The sequence below is a fragment of the Streptomyces sp. NPDC025721 genome, from assembly GCF_055558595.1.
Map to the genome: position 1 here is coordinate 15,146 of NZ_JBVHMF010000040.1, position 16,496 is coordinate 31,641.

At 72.6% G+C, this 16,496-nt stretch carries 15 protein-coding genes and 1 riboswitch; of the genes, 13 read left to right on the top strand and 2 right to left on the bottom strand.

Annotated elements, in window-relative coordinates; translation table 11 throughout:
• The first annotated feature begins 131 nt into the window (after positions 1-131).
• The 11 genes from ACZ4EF_RS34595 to ACZ4EF_RS34645 all read left to right on the top strand — a co-directional run bounded on the left by ACZ4EF_RS34595 (position 132) and on the right by ACZ4EF_RS34645 (position 10,642).
• Entirely contained in the window at positions 132-1,337 is a 1,206-nt protein-coding gene (locus ACZ4EF_RS34595) for an ROK family transcriptional regulator (RefSeq protein ID WP_355347079.1), read from the top strand.
• 69 nt (positions 1,338-1,406) lie between these two features.
• Positions 1,407-1,537, top strand: a riboswitch (FMN riboswitch).
• A 149-nt stretch (positions 1,538-1,686) separates the two neighbouring features.
• Complete coding sequence (ribD, locus tag ACZ4EF_RS34600) at positions 1,687-2,814, top strand: bifunctional diaminohydroxyphosphoribosylaminopyrimidine deaminase/5-amino-6-(5-phosphoribosylamino)uracil reductase RibD (RefSeq protein WP_391160749.1); 1,128 nt, start codon at positions 1,687-1,689, stop codon at positions 2,812-2,814.
• Position 2,815: 1 nt separating this feature from the next.
• A complete protein-coding gene (locus ACZ4EF_RS34605; protein WP_355347085.1) occupies positions 2,816-3,448 on the top strand; it encodes a riboflavin synthase in 633 nt (210 codons plus the stop codon).
• Positions 3,445-4,137, top strand: coding sequence for a nicotinamide mononucleotide transporter family protein (locus ACZ4EF_RS34610; protein ID WP_188279813.1), 693 nt, complete (start codon positions 3,445-3,447; stop codon positions 4,135-4,137). The genes ACZ4EF_RS34605 and ACZ4EF_RS34610 overlap by 4 nt, the downstream gene beginning before the upstream one ends.
• Positions 4,134-5,426, top strand: a complete 1,293-nt coding sequence (locus ACZ4EF_RS34615) for a bifunctional 3,4-dihydroxy-2-butanone-4-phosphate synthase/GTP cyclohydrolase II (RefSeq protein ID WP_391160747.1) — start codon at positions 4,134-4,136, stop codon at positions 5,424-5,426. Before ACZ4EF_RS34610 ends, ACZ4EF_RS34615 begins: the two co-directional genes overlap by 4 nt.
• A 203-nt stretch (positions 5,427-5,629) precedes the next feature.
• Positions 5,630-6,115: a 6,7-dimethyl-8-ribityllumazine synthase gene (ribH, locus tag ACZ4EF_RS34620; RefSeq protein ID WP_188279812.1), complete on the top strand. Its 486-nt coding sequence runs from the start codon at positions 5,630-5,632 to the stop codon at positions 6,113-6,115.
• Between the two features lie 34 nt (positions 6,116-6,149).
• On the top strand, positions 6,150-6,422 hold the full coding sequence (locus tag ACZ4EF_RS34625; protein WP_188279811.1) for a phosphoribosyl-ATP diphosphatase: 273 nt from the start codon (positions 6,150-6,152) through the stop codon (positions 6,420-6,422).
• Between the two features lie 130 nt (positions 6,423-6,552).
• Entirely contained in the window at positions 6,553-7,401 is an 849-nt protein-coding gene (gene hisG, locus ACZ4EF_RS34630) for an ATP phosphoribosyltransferase (RefSeq protein WP_355347093.1), read from the top strand.
• Positions 7,398-7,895 carry a PH domain-containing protein gene (locus ACZ4EF_RS34635; protein ID WP_467508138.1) on the top strand — a complete coding sequence of 166 codons (498 nt, stop codon included), beginning with the start codon at positions 7,398-7,400 and terminating at the stop codon, positions 7,893-7,895. Before hisG ends, ACZ4EF_RS34635 begins: the two co-directional genes overlap by 4 nt.
• 324 nt (positions 7,896-8,219) lie before the next feature.
• Positions 8,220-9,551 carry a hemolysin family protein gene (locus tag ACZ4EF_RS34640; protein WP_467508140.1) on the top strand — a complete coding sequence of 444 codons (1,332 nt, stop codon included), beginning with the start codon at positions 8,220-8,222 and terminating at the stop codon, positions 9,549-9,551.
• Positions 9,551-10,642: a hemolysin family protein gene (locus tag ACZ4EF_RS34645; RefSeq protein ID WP_355347102.1), complete on the top strand. Its 1,092-nt coding sequence runs from the start codon at positions 9,551-9,553 to the stop codon at positions 10,640-10,642. The genes ACZ4EF_RS34640 and ACZ4EF_RS34645 overlap by 1 nt, the downstream gene beginning before the upstream one ends.
• Before the next feature lie 81 nt (positions 10,643-10,723).
• On the opposite strand, the gene ACZ4EF_RS34650 is transcribed toward ACZ4EF_RS34645, so the two are convergent.
• Both ACZ4EF_RS34650 and ACZ4EF_RS34655 read right to left on the bottom strand, forming a co-directional pair.
• The gene (locus ACZ4EF_RS34650) at positions 10,724-12,616 is read right to left on the bottom strand and encodes an AAA family ATPase (protein ID WP_467508142.1); all 1,893 of its coding nucleotides are present in this window, start codon (positions 12,614-12,616) and stop codon (positions 10,724-10,726) included.
• 447 nt (positions 12,617-13,063) lie between these two features.
• Positions 13,064-13,663: a uridine kinase family protein gene (locus tag ACZ4EF_RS34655; RefSeq protein ID WP_467508144.1), complete on the bottom strand. Its 600-nt coding sequence runs from the start codon at positions 13,661-13,663 to the stop codon at positions 13,064-13,066.
• Positions 13,664-13,784: 121 nt separating this feature from the next.
• Between ACZ4EF_RS34655 and ACZ4EF_RS34660 the strand changes: the two genes are divergently transcribed.
• Together ACZ4EF_RS34660 and ACZ4EF_RS34665 are read left to right on the top strand one after the other, a co-directional pair.
• Complete coding sequence (locus tag ACZ4EF_RS34660) at positions 13,785-14,927, top strand: M24 family metallopeptidase (RefSeq protein WP_355347111.1); 1,143 nt, start codon at positions 13,785-13,787, stop codon at positions 14,925-14,927.
• Positions 14,928-15,074: 147 nt separating this feature from the next.
• Positions 15,075-16,484, top strand: coding sequence for a C39 family peptidase (locus ACZ4EF_RS34665; RefSeq protein WP_391050620.1), 1,410 nt, complete (start codon positions 15,075-15,077; stop codon positions 16,482-16,484).
• The last annotated feature ends 12 nt before the right edge of the window (positions 16,485-16,496 follow it).

Genomic DNA, 16,496 nt, shown 5'->3' on the forward strand with positions numbered 1-16,496 from the left:
AGGAGACCGGGTTGCCGGGCCGACGGCTCAACGGGTTCACGGACTCGATCAGTCCGTGCTCCCGTCGGGCACCCGCTCCGGGAAGCCGTACGGCGTACGGGCCCACCGCCCCGGTCTGGAAGGATCCCCGCATGACCGTCACCCGCGCGCTTCCGGGCCGCAACGCGTCACCGCGCACCGCCCGCGCCATCAACGACCGCCTCGCCCTGCGCCTCCTCCAGCAGGAAGGCCCGCTCACCGCGGGTCAGTTGAAGGAACTCACCGGAATGTCCCGGCCGAGCGTCGCCGACCTCGTCGAGCGGCTCCAGGACTCCGGACTGATCGAGGTGGTCGGCGAGGCGGGCGAGGACAGACGCGGGCCCAACGCGCGGGTGTACGGCATCGTCGCCGACCGGGCGTACGTCGCCGGACTCGACATCCGCGTCGAGAGCATCGGCGTGGAGATCGCCGACCTCCTCGGCCGCACCGTCGCCCGCGCCGACCTGCACGTGCCGGACGGGGCCGACCCGGCCGGGACCGTGGCCGAGGGCGTGGCCCTGCTGCGCCGCGCCATCCGCACCGCGGGCGCCACCGAACTCCACACCGTCGCCTGCGGCGCGCCCGGCCTCGTCGACCCGGAGACCGGACGGCTGCGCGCCGCCAACGCGCTGCGCTCCTGGCACGCGGACCTGGTCGACGAGATCCGCTCCCGGCTCGGCGTGCCCGTGCTGCTGGAGAACGAGGTCAACCTCGCCGCCGTCGCGGAACAGCGCGTGGGAGCCGCGCGGAACGACGACACCTTCGTCCTGCTCTGGATCGGCGGGGGAGTCGGCGCCGCCGTCGTCCTCGACGGCAAACTGCGCCGCGGCGCGTCGGGCGGAGCCGGCGAGGTCGGCTTCCTCCCGCTGCTCGGCACCCCCGAACTGCCGACCGCCACCGACTGCGACAACGGCTACCACGGGCTGGTCGGCAGCCGCGCCGTCTGCGCGCTCGCCCGCGAGCACGGAATCCCCGTCGGGGGCGCCGACGAGGCCGAGGGGGCCGCGGCGGCCGTCACCGCCGCGCTCGCCGGAGGCGCCGCCACCGAAGGCTTCCTCGCCGAGCTGTCCACGCGGATCGCCGTCGGGGCCGCCGCCATCTGCGCCGTGCTCGACCCCGGACGGGTCGTCCTCGCCGGTGAGGTCGCCCAGGCCGGAGGGGCCGCCCTGGCCGAACGCGTCGCCGAGTGCCTCGGACGCATCTCGCCGCTGCCGACTGTCGTACGGGCCAGCGCCGTGCACGGCGGCGCCGTCCTGCGCGGGGCCGTGGTCACCGCCACCGACGCGGCCCAGGAGGAGCTGTTCGCCCCTGCGGTGTGAGGCAGGGCACACGGACGCCCTGGAGGCCGCGGGGGTGTGCGTGGCACACTGGTGCCGTACCAGTGACGTTTGCGCACTCCGGGGTCGGTGTAATTCCGAACCGGCGGTTACAGTCCGCGACCCGTCCGCAGCCAGCGGCCGGTTGACCAGGTGAAATTCCTGGACCGACGGTGAAAGTCCGGATGGGAGGCAGTGCGCGGCGGGCGTTCACTCGGGTACGCCGCCGTCAGCGGCCCCGTGCGCACAGCGCGAGCGGTCCGCGGCCGTCACCGGCGTACGCGATGGTTCGGTTTCCCCGCTCAGCATCCCAACGCCCCGGAGTCCGTGCCCGAAGAGGCAGGAGGACCCGGTGGCCACCGCCACGGAAACCGACGCGATGCGACGCGCTGTCGCGCTGTCGGCCCGCGCGCTCGGAGACACCGCCCCCAACCCGGTCGTCGGCTGCGTGATCCTCGACGCCGAGGGCGCCCGGGTCGGCGAGGGCTGGCACCAGCGGGCCGGCGGCCCGCACGCGGAAGTGCACGCGCTGTTCGCGGCCGGTGAGCGGGCCAGGGGCGGCACCGCCCTGGTGACGCTCGAACCCTGTAACCACACCGGCCGTACCGGTCCCTGCGCCCAGGCGCTCATCGAGGCCGGGATCGTCCGCGTGGTCTACGCGGTCGCCGACCCCAACCCGTCGGCCTCCGGTGGCGCCGCCACCCTGCGCGCGGCGGGCGTCGAGGTCGAGAGCGGACTCCTGCGGGACGAGGCGGAGGCGGTCAACGTCGCCTGGCTCACCTCGGTCCGCCTCGGCCGCCCGTACGTGCGCTGGAAGTACGCCGCCACCCTCGACGGCCGGATCGCCGCGGCCGACGGTTCGAGCCGCTGGATCAGCTCCGCCGAGTCCCGCGCCGACGTGCACCGGCTGCGCGCGGAGTCCGACGCCGTCGTGGTCGGCTCCGGCACCCTGCGGGCCGACGACCCCCATCTGGCCGTACGCGGTATCGACGGGGTGACTCAGCCGCTGCGCGTCGTGGTCGACACCCGGGCCCGTACCACCGCCGACGCCCGCGTGCTGGACGACGCGGCGCCGACCCTCATCGCCGTCGGCGAGGACGCCGACACCTCCCACCTGCCGGGCGTCGACACCGTACGCCTGCCGTACGCCAGGACCGAGGACGGTACGGAGGGCGGCGGCGTCGACGTGGCCGCGCTCCTGGCCGCACTGCACACGCGCGGGGTGCGCTCGGTACTGCTGGAGGGCGGGCCGACGCTGGCCGGGGCGTTCGTCGCCGCCGGAGCCGTCGACGCGGTCACCGCGTACCTGGCGCCCGCGCTGCTCGGCGCCGGGCCCAACGCGCTCGGCGACGCAGGAATCACCACCATCGCGCAGACGTTGCGGCTCGACGTGACCGATGTCGCCCGCCTCGGGCCCGACGTGCGCGTCACGGCCGTACCGGCCGTGTCCCACTCCTCCCACTCTCCTCAGGAGCGCTGAAGTGTTCACCGGAATCGTCGAAGAACTGGGTGAGATCACCGGCGTCGAGGACCTGGGCGACGCCAGCCGCTTCCGGGTCCGCGGACCCGTCGTGACCGAAGGCGCCAAACACGGCGACTCCATCGCCGTCAACGGCGTCTGCCTGACCGTGGTCGACTTCGGCGAGGACGACTTCACCGCCGACGTGATGGCCGAGACGCTGAACCGTTCCAGCCTCGGCGCGCTCGGCCCCGGCTCGCGGGTCAACCTGGAGCGTCCGATGGCACTGGGCGGGCGGCTCGGCGGCCACCTCGTCCAGGGCCATGTGGACGGCACCGGCGAGGTCGTCGAGCGCAAGCCCGCCGAGCACTGGGAGATCGTCAAGATCTCGCTCCCCGACGACCTGTCCCGCTATGTGGTCGAGAAGGGCTCCATCACCGTCGACGGCATCAGCCTGACCGTGGTGGAGGCGGGCGCCGACTTCTTCACCGTCAGCCTCATCCCGACCACCCTCGCGCTGACCACGCTCGGCCTCAAGCAGCCCGGCGACCCGGTCAACCTCGAAGTGGACGTCATCGCCAAGTACGTCGAGCGGATGCTGGGCGAGCGCGCGGCCGTCACCGGGCAGGATCCGGAACCGGAGGCCGTGAAGTGAGCGCCCTGCACTGGCTGAACAGCGAGGCGTTCACCGCCTTCGACCAGCACGTGATGTGGTCGGACATGATCGGCAATCTGCTCGGTCTCGGCGCGCTGGCGCTGGGCTGGCGGCGCGCGATGCTCACCTGGCCGGTCCAACTGCTCTCCGGTGCCGTGCTGGTGGCCGCCTTCTGGGCCGCGCACCTCGGCGGCGGCGTCGGCAAGCAGTTCGTGGTGATCACCGTCGCCGTGTGGGGCTGGTACCAGTGGCGGCGCGGCCGGGACGGCAGCGGACGGCTCGCGGTCCGCTTCGCCACCTGGCGCGAGCGCGCGGTGCTCGTCGTCGCCACCGGGCTCGGCACCGTGGCCGTCGCCTCGCTCTTCCTCGCCTACCCGTCGCTGTCCTGGAACCCGTGGCCCGACGCGTACATCTTCGTCGGGACGCTGGCGGCGATGGTCGCCCAGGCGCGCGGCTGGGTCGAGTTCTGGTTCGCCTGGCTCGCGGTCGACGCCGTCGGCGTACCGCTCAACTTCCACAGCGGCCTGCCGTTCTCGGGTCTGGTCTACATCATCTACTTCTTCCTGGTGATCGTCGGGATGTACGCCTGGTGGCAGCAGACCAGGGCCGCCGCGGCCACCACCGCTTCCGACGCAGCCGCTTCCGACTCCACCTCGCAGAACACCGTTCCGGAGGGAGTGACGGCATGAACGCCGTGACCGCACTGCACAACGACTGGTACGAGGACGGTGACCTGGTGCTCGACCCGGTCGAACAGGCCATCGCCGACATCGCCGCGGGCCGCCCGGTCGTGGTGGTGGACGACGAGGACCGGGAGAACGAGGGCGACCTCGTCGTGGCCGCGCAGAAGGTCACGCCCGAGATCGTCGCCTTCATGATGACCGAGTGCCGCGGGCTGATCTGCGTACCGCTGGAGGCCCCCGACCTCGACCGGCTCGACCTGCCGCAGATGGTCGACGCCAACACCGAGTCGATGCGCACCGCCTTCACCGTCACGGTCGACGCGAGCGCCGAGCACGGCGTCACCACCGGCATCTCGGCCGCCGACCGGGCCGCCACGATACGGCTGCTGGCCGACCCCGCCTCGCGGGCCACCGACTTCGTCCGGCCGGGACACGTCTTCCCGCTGCGCGCCAGGCCCGGCGGCGTCCTGGTCCGCAACGGCCACACCGAGGCGGGCGTGGACCTGGCCCGGCTCGCCGGACTGCACCCGGCCGCCGCCATCGTGGAGATCGCCCGCGAGGACGGCACGATGGCCCGGCTGCCCGAACTGGTGCCCTTCGCCCGCAAGCACGGCCTGTCGATCATCTCCATCGAGGACCTGATCGCGTACCGCCGCTCGTCGGAGCCCACCGTCCGCCGCGAGGCCGAGACGACGCTGCCCACCGCCTTCGGCGACTTCCGCGCCTTCGGCTACCGCTCCACCACCGACGGCGTCGAGCACATCGCGCTGGTCGCGGGCGACATCGGCGACGGCACCGACGTCCTGGTCCGGGTGCACTCCGAGTGCCTGACCGGTGACGTCTTCGGCTCGCAGCGCTGCGACTGCGGCCCGCAGCTCCAGACCGCGCTGCGCAAGGTCGCCGAGGAGGGTCGGGGCGTGGTGCTGTACCTGCGCGGCCACGAGGGCCGGGGCATCGGCCTGATGTCCAAGCTGCGCGCGTACGAACTCCAGGAGCGCGGCCGGGACACCCTGGACGCCAACCTCGAACTCGGCCTGCCCGCCGACGCCCGCGACTACGGCGCCGCCGCGCAGATCCTCACCGACCTCGGGGTCGGCTCGCTGCGGCTGATGACCAACAACCCCGCCAAGACCGGCGCGTTGGTCCGGCACGGCCTCGACGTCCTCGGCAGGGAACCCATGCCGGTCGCCGCCGGGGAGCACAATCTGCGCTATCTGCGGACCAAGCGGGACCGGATGGGTCACGACCTGCCGTGGCTCGACGCGGGCCAGAGCACCACCTGCGCCAACCAGTAGCCCGGCCGGGCCGGCGGGACCGCGCGTCCGAAGCGCGTCCCGAACGCGTCCCGACTATGTTCCGAGCACGTCCTGAGCATGTCCTGACCACATCCTGACCACGTCCTGATACGGACGATTGCCATGAGACACCTGATGGCCTTGATACGGGCGATCAGCTTGATACAACCGGCACGACAGCACATCGAGCACCGAGGAGAGAAGTGAGCGGTAAGGGCGCCCCCGAGCTGACCGTGAAGAACTGCGGCGACCTGCGTGTGGCCGTGATCGCGGCGCAGTGGCACACCCAGGTGATGGACGGCCTGGTCGACGGGGCGATGCGCGCCCTGCACGACCTCGGCATCGACGAGCCGACGCTGCTGCGCGTGCCCGGCAGCTTCGAACTGCCCGTGGTCGCCAAGGTGCTGGCCGGCCGCGGCTACGACGCGATCGTGGCGCTCGGCGTCATCATCCGCGGCGGCACCCCGCACTTCGAGTACGTCTCCCACGGCGTCACCGCCGGGCTGACCCAGGTCGCCGTGGACAGCGGCGTGCCCGTCGGCTTCGGCGTCCTCACCTGCGACACCGAGGAGCAGGCGCTCGACCGCGCCGGACTGCCGGGCTCGAATGAGGACAAGGGGCACGAAGCGGTCACCGCGGCCGTCGCCACGGCCACCATCCTGCGCTCGGTCTCCGAACCCTGGCGCTGAGCAGGCGGCGGTTCCCCGTAGGCTAGGGCCCACCATGGCCAACAAGACATTCGAGCAGCTCTTCACCGAGTTGCGGCACAAGGCCGCCACCGGCGACCCCAGCACGTCCCGCACCGCCGAGCTGGTGGGCAAGGGCGTGCACGCGATCGGCAAGAAGGTGGTCGAAGAGGCCGCCGAGGTGTGGATGGCCGCCGAGTACGAGGGCGCCGACGCCACCGCCGAGGAAATCTCCCAACTGCTGTACCACGTTCAGGTGATGATGGTCGCCCGGGGTATCTCCCTCGACGACGTCTACGCCCATCTCTGAGCGCGTACGCGACCCGTACGCGCTCAGAGACAGCCGGCCACCACCCCTGCCACCCGTACCGCTGTCACCCGTACCTCTCCACAGCCCTGCCCACGAGCCGAGACTCTCTTCAGAGAAGGAAACCGTCCTCATGCTGCGCATCGCCGTCCCCAACAAGGGCTCATTGTCCGGACCCGCGGCGGCCATGCTCCATGAGGCCGGTTACCGGCAGCGCAAGGAGTCCAAGGAGCTCGTGCTGGTCGACCGGGACAACGAGGTGGAGTTCTTCTACCTGCGCCCGCGCGACATCGCGATCTACGTCAGCACCGGCCGCCTCGACATCGGCATCACCGGCCGGGACCTGCTGCTGGACTCCGGCGCGGTCGCCGAGGAGATCCTCCAGCTCGGCTTCGCCCGCTCCACCTTCCGCTACGCCGCCGAGCCCGGCACCGCCGACACCGTCCAGGACCTCAACGGCAAGACGGTGGCGACCTCGTACGAGGTCGTCGTCGAGAAGCACCTCGCGGACAACGGCATCGAGGCGTCCGTCGTCCACCTCGACGGCGCCGTCGAGACCGCCATCCAGCTCGGTGTCGCGCACGCCATCGCCGACGTGGTGGAGACCGGCACCTCGCTGCGGAACGCCGGGCTCGAAGCCTTCGGCGAACCCATCATGGAGTCCGAGGCCGTGGTGATCCGGCGCACCGGGGCCGACCCGGACGAGCCCAAGGTCCGGCAGTTCCTGCGCCGCCTCCAAGGCGTCCTGGTCGCCAGGCGCTACGTGATGATGGACTACGACATCCGCGTCGAGCAGGTCGAGAAGGCCGTCGCCCTTACCCCGGGCCTGGAGTCGCCGACCGTCTCCCCGCTGCACCACGAGGGCTGGGTCGCGGTCCGCGCCATGGTCCCGACCAGCGACGCCCAGCGGATCATGGACGAGCTGTACGACCTGGGCGCCCGCGCGATCCTGACCACCGGCATCCACGCCGCGCGGCTGTGACCGGCGCCGAGGACCGTACGCGGGCGGCGCTCGACGGGCTGCCGCGTACCTTCCGCCCCGTCGTCACCCGCGTGGTGCTGCTGTCCCTGGGCGCCGCGCTGGTGGTGGCGCTCACCGTCGTCGCGCTGATGATGCCGCACGACGGCGCCGGGCCCTGGAGCACCGGCGACCGGATCACCGTGATCATGATGGGCGTGCTGATCGCCGCGGTGCTCGCGCTGCTCAGCCGCCCCAAGGTGACGGTGACGGCCGACGGCTTGACCGTGGTGAATCTCACGGTGAAGCGGCGGCTGGCGTGGGCCGAGGTGGTGCGGGTCAATCTGCGGCCGGGCGACGCCTGGGTCCATCTCGACCTCGCCGACGGCACGACGCTGCCCGTGATGGGCATCCAGCCCGGTATCGCCAAGGAGCAGGCGCTGCACGACGCCAGGCTGCTGCGCTCGCTGGTGGAGACGCTGGGCGAGGCGCAGGGCACGACGTCCGCCGGCCACTGAGCGCGCGGCGGTGCGCGCCGCGCCACGCGTCCGCGGGCGCTCCGTCCACGGACCGGGCCGCGAAGCGGCCCGCGATCCGTCCGTGACCTTTCCGCGAACTTTCCGTGAACCCTTCCGTGAACCCGGCCCCCGCCGTCCTTCGCGGGCGCGGCACCAATGGCTACTCTGGGGGACGAACGGCGCCCACCGCGCTTGCCCCGCACCCCTGGAGCACCGCCCGCGGGGCCCCGACCAACCAAGGAGTGACACTCACACCCCGATGGACGAACCGTCCGGTAGTACCTGCGCCGCCCCTCCCTCCCGGGAATCCGGAGCGGCGGCCTCATGAGCACCTCACTGCTGCTGCTCGCGGCAGCCCTCGTCCTGATCCTTGCCAACGGCTTCTTCGTCGCCGCCGAATTCGGCCTGGTGACCGTGGAGCGCCCAGCGGCCGAACGCGCCGCCGCGGCCGGTGACCGCCGGGCCCGCAGTGTCGTGGCCGCCCTGCGCAAACTCTCCTTCCAGCTCTCCGGCACCCAGCTCGGCATCACCATCACCTCGCTGGTCGTCGGCATGCTGGCGGAACCCGCACTCGCCGACCTGCTGACCGGCCCGCTGACCTCGGCCGGCGTCCCGGACGGCGCCGCCCCCGGCGTCGCCGTCGTCGTCGGCATGATGGTCGCCTCCGCCGTCCAGATGGTGATCGGCGAACTCGTCCCCAAGAACTGGGCGGTCTCCCGCCCGCTGGCCGTCGCCCGTGTGGTGGCCGGACCGCAGCGCGCCTTCTCGCGGGTCTTCCGGCCCGTCATCGAGGTGCTGAACACGGCCGCCAACCGGCTGGTGCGGCTGGTCGGCGTCGAGCCCGCCGACGAGCTGGCGTCCGCCCGCACCCCCACGGAACTGGTCTCCCTGGCCCGGCACTCGGCGCTCGCCGGGACGTTGGAGCAGGACACCGCCGACCTCTTCGTGCGCACCCTGTCGCTCGGCGACCTCATCGCGGAGAACGTGATGACGCCCCGCGTCCGGGTCAGCGCGCTGGAGGACACCGCCACCGCCGCCGACGTGCTCAATCTGACCAGGGCCACCGGCCTGTCCCGCTTCCCGGTCTACCGGGAGCGGCTGGACGACATCATCGGCATGGTCCACCTCAAGGACGCCCTCGCCGTCCCCGCCGAGCGGCGCGACCGCGTCCCCGCGGGGACCATCGCGGTCGCCCCGCTGCTCGTCCCGGAGACCCTGCCGGGCCAGCAGCTCCTGGAGCTGCTGCGCAGCCAGCAGCCGATCGCCGTGGTCGTCGACGAGTACGGCGGCACCGCCGGGGTCGTCACGCTGGAGGACATCGTCGAGGAACTGGTCGGCGAGGTGCGCGACGAGCACGACGCCGCCGACCTGCCCGAACTGGCGCAGGTCCCGGCCGCCGAGGCCGACGGTCCCGCCTGGGACGCCGACGGAAGCTGCCGGATCGACACCCTGGCCAGAATCGGCCTGCTCGCCCCCGAGGGACCTTACGAGACGGTGGCCGGCCTCGTCGCCGACCTGCTCACCCGGATCCCCGAACCGGGCGACGAGGCCGAACTGCCCGGCTGGCGGCTGCTGGTCCGCGAGGTCACCCACCACCGGGCCGAACGCGTACGGATCATGCGTACGGATCGCGTGGCGGGGGAGGCGACCTCGTGATGAGCGCTCTCCAACTCCTGTTCGCCGTCCTGCTGGTGCTCGGCAACGGCTTCTTCGTCGGCGCGGAATTCGCCCTGGTCTCGGTGCGCCGCAGCCAGATCGAACCGCTCGCCGCCGAACAGCGCAGGGCCCGTACCGTGCTGTACGGCCTCGAACACCTCCCGCAGATGATGGCCGCCGCCCAGTTCGGCATCACCGTCTGCTCGTTGACCCTCGGCGCGGTCGCGGAACCGACCGTCGCGCACCTGCTGGAACCGATCTTCGAGGCGGTGCGCGTCCCCGAGGACTTCGTGCACCCGATCGGATACGTCCTGGCGCTGGCCGTCGTGGTCTTCCTGCACCTGGTGATCGGCGAGATGGTGCCGAAGAACCTGGCGATGGCCGCGCCGGAGAAGACCGCGCTGTGGCTGAGCCCGGGTCTGGTCGGCTTCGCCAGGGTGTTCCGCCCGGTGATCTCGGTGCTCGGCACCTGCTCCCGGCTGATCCTGCGGGCCTTCGGCGTGGAGCCCAAGGACGAGGTCGACTCCGTGTTCACCAGCGCGCAGCTGACCGTGCTGGTCGAGGACGCCCGGCAGGCCGGGCTGCTCGACATCGACGAGCAGGAACGCCTGGAGGACGCGTTGGAGCTGGGCACCCGCCCGGTCACCGAAGTGCTGCTCACCCCGGCGGAGTTGATCACCCTCGACCCGGCCGCCACCCCGCGGCAGGTCGAGGAGCTGACGGTGCGCACCGGGTACTCGCGGTTCCCGATCGCGGGCGCGGGCGCGGACTTCCTCGGCTACCTCCACGTCAAGGACGTCCTCGACGTGGACGACCTCGACCGGCCCGTGCCGCAGCGGCTCTGGCGGCCGATCACCACCCTGCGGGCCGACCTGCCGCTGGACGACGCGCTCACCGCGATGCGGCGCGCCGCCTCGCACCTGGCCGCCGTCGCCGACGCCTCGGGGCGGGTCCTCGGCCTGGTCGCGCTGGAGGACGTCCTCGAAATGCTCGTCGGCGAGGTGAAGGACCCCGCCCACCGCGCGCCTTCCCCCGCCCGGGAGGTGCCCGTCCCGCACGCCGCGGAGGATTCCGGCGAACTGGTCCGGTAGGCGGTGCCCGGAAGGGGCGTGCGAAGCCGCTGAACACGCGGTCCGCACGCCCCTTCCGGATCTCGTCCCCGCGGCCCGGTACTACTCGACCGGGTCGGTCGGGGTCGCTCCGGGCCCGCGCCCGGAGAGGACTTCGCCGTACGCCTGCATGAGATCGGGCAGGCGCAGGGTGGACAATTCGTCGCGGCTCGGTGAGGCCGGGTACTCGGACAGCCGCAGGTCCCGGTAGGCGCAGCTCTTCTCGTACAGGGTGCGCAGCAGCCGTCCGTTGCCCAACTCGTCGATCCAGCCCTGGTCCACCACGTGCCCCGCGATGGCCTTCAGCTCCTCCAGCGCCTCCTCGTCCCAGCGGTCGCCGTTCTCCGCGGCGAGGACTTCACCGATCCGGGTGAGTTCCAGCGGCCGGTAGCTGGGGAAGTCGACGCGGGTGGTGAAGCGGGAGCTGAGTCCGGGGTTGGCGGCCAGCAGCCGGTCCATCCCCTCGGGGTAACCCGCGAGGATGACCACGAGCCGGTCGCGGTTGTCCTCGGCGCGCTTGAGCAGCACCTGAAGCGCCTCGTCGCCGTACGCGTCGCCCTTGCTGTAGCCGGAGTTGGACAGCGCGTACGCCTCGTCCACGAAGAGCACGCCGCCGAGCGCGGAGTCGATCAGCTCATTGGCCTTCACCGCGGTCTGGCCGAGGAACTCGCCGACCAGATCGGAGCGTTGGGCCTCCACCAGGTGGTCGCCGCCGAGCAGCCCGAGCGCGTAGAAGACCCGGCCGAGGATGCGGGCGACGGTGGTCTTGCCGGTGCCGGAGGGCCCGGAGAAGACGAAGTGCCGTTTCGGCGGCTGCACCGGCAGGCCCTGCCCGGCCCGCAGCCGGGCCATCCGCAACTGCGCGGACAGCGCCTTGACCTGGCGCTTGACCGGCTCCAGACCGACCATCCTGTCCAGTTCCGCCAGCGCCTGGGTGAGCAGCACCGGGTCGGAGCCGCCCATCGGGACCTGCACCGGCAGCGACCCGCCGAGCGGGGCGGCGGACCGGTCGCGTACGTCGTCGTCCAGCGGGCCCGCGGACAGCAGCGACTCGTCGGGCTCCGGCCCCGGACCGCGGCCCTCGCCGGGGTCGGCCAGCAGCGCGGACTCCATGTCGGCGCCGCCCTCCGGCATCGCCTGCCCGGTCCCGGCCAGCGATACGGCCGCCAGCCCCACGCCCTCGTCGAGGCCGTCGTCGGTCTCGTGGATCGCGGCCAGCCGGGCGGAGGTGTCCATGAAGGCGGGGTCGACGCGTTGCACCGCCCGGTAGAGCGGCACGGCCGCCGCCGTACGCCCGGTGCCCTCGTACGCGCGGGCCAGCCAGTAGCGCAGCTCCTTGCGCTGCGGCTGCTCGCTGCGGCAGCGCATCAAGGCGGCGGCCAGCAGCGGCTCGGCCTGGCCGCACATCTCCAGCCTGACCCTGGCCATGCCGCCGAACAGCCCGGCCTCGATGCCGAGTACGGGATCGCCCAGCAGCGGCTCGGTGTGCCGGACCAGCCGCTCCCAGTCCTTGACGAGATAGGCGCGGCAGGCGTGCAGGAAGCGGACCTGCGGATCGGTGTCGACCGGCGGGCAGTCCGCCAGGGCCCGGTCCAGCTCGGCGACATGGCGGCCGTCCAGCCAGTGCGAGGCGTGCGCCAGCAGCAGGTCGCGGCTGGTCTCCAGCACCGGCTGCACCCACCAGCCCAGCCAGTACCAGGAGTTGAGGGTCCTGCGGTGGGCGGCCCGCTGCTCGCCGAAGCGGTCGCGGTGCCGGTACATCTGGAGCAGCGCGGTGGCGGTGTCGGCGCGCAGCGCGTGCAGCCCGAGCCAGGCGTCCGCCATGCCGGGGTCGATCCGGACCGCGGTCCTGAACTCCTCCTCGGCCTGGACGTACGCGCCCATCGTGTACGCGTCGACGCCGCGCAGCCAGGCGAGATCGGCCGGGGCGCCCGGACGCTCGGTGCCGAAGTCCATCAAGTCCCCACCAATCGTTCCCCCGCGCCGCACTGTCGCCCGCTGTCCCAACCCGTGCGCACCGGGCGGGAGTTGGGACAGGCGACAGTCCACCCCCGGCTGCCGGTCCGCCCTTTTCGCATCGTACCCGCGATGTCCCGCGGGCCGTAGGGTGCCGTGACCTGCGGGACAGCGGGAATCCGCGCGAGCGCGGGGAACACGGCCCCGACGTACGGCCGTCGGGCGGTGACCGTGAGTGAGAAAAACCGGCTCTCGACGGGCCGATTCCGGCCCGGAGACAGGGCAGAGCCCCCGGTCACGGGGGAACAACCGGGGGCTCCGCGTCTTGTCAACGGCCGTCTCCGGCCGCTTGTTGAAAACGTAAGTGCTGGATACCCGGCCGGTCAAGCGGTGTTGACGGACGTGTGCCCGGCGGCGGGGGAGTGGCGGCGGGCTGCCGCCGAGCCGTCACTCCCGGTGATCGCGGGCGGGGTTCGGGACGGCCCGGCAGCCGCCGGCGTCGTCGGTCTGGCGCACCAGAAGGTCGGCGAAGGGGCGGGACGGATCCGCGGCGAAATGCGCGTCCTCCGCGCGAGTCCAGCCGGTCCAAAAACGCGCCAGTTCCGGTCCGTCGCGCAGCAGTCCGCGCTGCCGCGCGGTCGCCGGAGGCACCTCCAGCCACAACAGCAACGCCAGATACGGGCGCAGCGCTTGCCGCCCGCTGCCGACGCCGTCCAGCAGCACGACCGGCGCGGCCGGGATCTCCCGCTCGCCCGCGAAACGGCGCGCCGTCCAGTCGTACACCTGGTGCCGGGCGGCCCTTCCCTCGCTCAGTGGCGTCAGCACCTGTTCGACCAGGCGGCCGGTCCACTCGAACGGCTCCTCGTGCGTGGCCAGGTCGTCCAGATGGACGACGGGCGCGCCGCCCAGCTCCGCCGCCAGCCGCCCGGCCAGCGTGCTCTTGCCCGAGCCCGCGTGCCCGTCCACGGCGATCAGCCGCGTCCGCCCGCAGGACGGCTCCGCCCCGTCGAGCAGCCGCCCCAGCTCCCGTACCGTCAGTCCGTTCACCCCCCGACCTTACGGCGGGCCCCGCCCGGCGGCCCGCGCGCCGTCGCGTGTCCGGGGGCTCGGGGCCGCTGACCCGCCACCGCTGCACGCGCCGCCTGGGGCGCCCCGGTACGGTGCGAAGGTGACCCACTCCGAGAGCGGCGGCGCAGCCGCATCCGTGCTGTACACCTCCGAGCGCCTGGCGAGGGCGCGTGCCGAGGCCGAAACGGCGGGCGTCCAGGCCCTGCTGGTGGCGCCCGGCGCGGACCTGCGCTACCTCACCGGGTATCAGGCGCTGCCGCTGGAGCGGCTGACATGCCTGGTGGTGCCGGTGGAGGGCGAGCCCTTCCTGGTGGTGCCGCGACTGGAGAAGCCCGCCGCGCAGGCGTCGCCCGCCGGCGGGCTCGGCATCGAGATCGTCGGCTTCGACGAGACCGACGACGCGTACGCGCTCATCGCCCGGCGGCTGCCCGCCGCGGTGGCCCGCTTCGCCGTCGACAACCACATGTGGGCGGAGAAGCTGCTCGCCTTCCGGGCCGCGCTCCCGGACGCCGAGGCCGTCCTCGCCGGTGACGTGCTGGCGGAGCTGCGGATGCGCAAGACCCCGGCGGAGATCGCGGCGCTGCGCCGCGCGGGCGCGGCGATCGACCGGGTGCACCGCAGGATCGGCGAGTGGCTGGTGCCCGGCCGCACCGAGCGGGAGGTCGCCAAGGACATCGCGGACGCCATCATCGAGGCGGGCCACGAGCGGGTCGACTTCGTGATCGTCGGCTCGGGGCCGAACGGCGCGAGCCCGCACCACGAGGTGTCCGACCGCGTGATCAGGGCGGGCGACCCGGTGGTGATCGACATCGGCGGCACCACCGCGGAGGGCTACTGCTCGGACTCCACCCGCACCTACGCCGTGGGAGAGCCGCCCGCCGCCTTCCGTGAGCTGTACGACGTGCTGCTGCGCGCCCAGACCGCGCAGACCGCGGCGGTACGGCCCGGTGTCACCGCGGAGGAACTGGACGCCGTCGGCCGGGACATCATCACCGACGCGGGCTACGGCGAGCACTTCATCCACCGCACAGGACACGGCATCGGCCTGGACACCCACGAGGAGCCGTACATCGTGGCGGGCAGCAAACGCCCCCTCGAGCCGGGAATGGCGTTCTCCGTGGAACCGGGCATCTATCTGCCCGACACCTTCGGCGCCCGCATCGAGGATATTGCCGTCTGTACGGAAAGCGGTGGCGAGCGGCTCAATCTGACAGGGCGTGACCTGGTGGTTCTTCCCTGTTGAGCGCCAGTGGTCCAGTCCAATATTGTTCCCGGCGCGCGGCCGGAAACCCTGGTGGAAACGGCCGGTGAACGACGATAGTTGGGGCCACCTGTCATGCACTCGTAGGAGCGGGCAGGAATTCCCGATCACATCGAGGGGAACACCGCCATGACCAGACCCGCGCCCCGGCGTGCCGTACTGACCGCCGCGCTCGCGGCGGCCGCGGCCACCGCGACCGCGTCCGCGCAGTCCGCCTCCGCCGCCCCGGCCACCGCCTCCGGCGCGGCCGTTCCCGACGCCGCGCGACACCAGGCAGGCGGCGGCACGCCTGACGCCGCCCCCGTCGACTACCACGGCTGGACCTCGCTGCCCGACTGGCTGTTCGGCACCCACCGCGGCACGCTGCCGCTGCCGGGCCGCCGGCCCGGCGTGGTCATCGGCCGCGCCACCGGCACGCTCGACTACACCGACCCGCACACCGGCACCACCGCGACGTGGGAGTCGGCCACCTGGACCTCGCCGGTCCGCCGGGTGCCGCACCCCGCGAGCGAGCTGATCGCGTCCTGGAACGCGCACACCCCCGCGGGCACCTGGATCCAGATCGAACTGCTCGGCACCTACACCGACGGCACCGCGACCCCGGCGTACGTCATGGGCCGGTGGACCGCGGGCGACGGCCCCGAGGACATCCGCCGCACCTCGGTGGACGACCAGACCGACGGCAAGAGCAGCATCTGGACCGACACCTTCTCCATCGACGACACCACCGCCGGGCCACTGCTGGCCTCGTACCGGCTGCGGCTGACGCTCTTCCGCAAGCCCGGCAGCCGCGCCACGCCCACCGTGTGGCGGCTCGGCGCGATGGCGTCCAACATCCCGGACCGCTTCACCGTCCCGGCGTCGGTGCCGGGCGTGGCCAAGGGCGTCGAACTCCCGGTGCCGCGCTACTCGCAGAACATCCACAAGGGCGAGTACCCGGAGTACGACAACGGCGGCGAGGCCTGGTGCAGCCCGACCTCCTCGACGATGGTCATCGAGTACTGGGGCCGCGGCCCCACGGCCGCCGACCTGGCCTGGGTGAACCCCGCCTACGCCGACCCCCAGGTCGACCAGGGCGCGCGCTACACGTACGACTACCAGTACGAGGGCTGCGGCAACTGGCCCTTCAACGCGGCCTACGCGGCCACGTACAAGGACCTCCAGGGCGTCATCACCCGGCTGCGCTCGCTCGACGACATCGAGCGGCTGATCAAGGCCGGTATCCCCGTCATCACCTCGCAGTCCTTCCTCGCCACCGAACTGGACGGCGCGGGATACGGCACCTCGGGCCACCTGATGTGCATCGCGGGCTTCACCGCGGACGGCGACGTCGTCGCCAACGACCCGGCCAGTTCCAGTGACGACGCGGTGCGCAACATCTACAAGCGCGCCCAGTTCGAGACCATCTGGCTGAGGACCAAGCGGATCAACGCCACCGGCGGCGTCAGCGGCGGCACCGGCGGTGTCGCCTACGTCTACTTCCCGGCGCAGCCGAGCCCCGGCCAGCGCCGCGCGCTGGCGGCGGTCGGCATCGTCTGACATCCGTCCGTC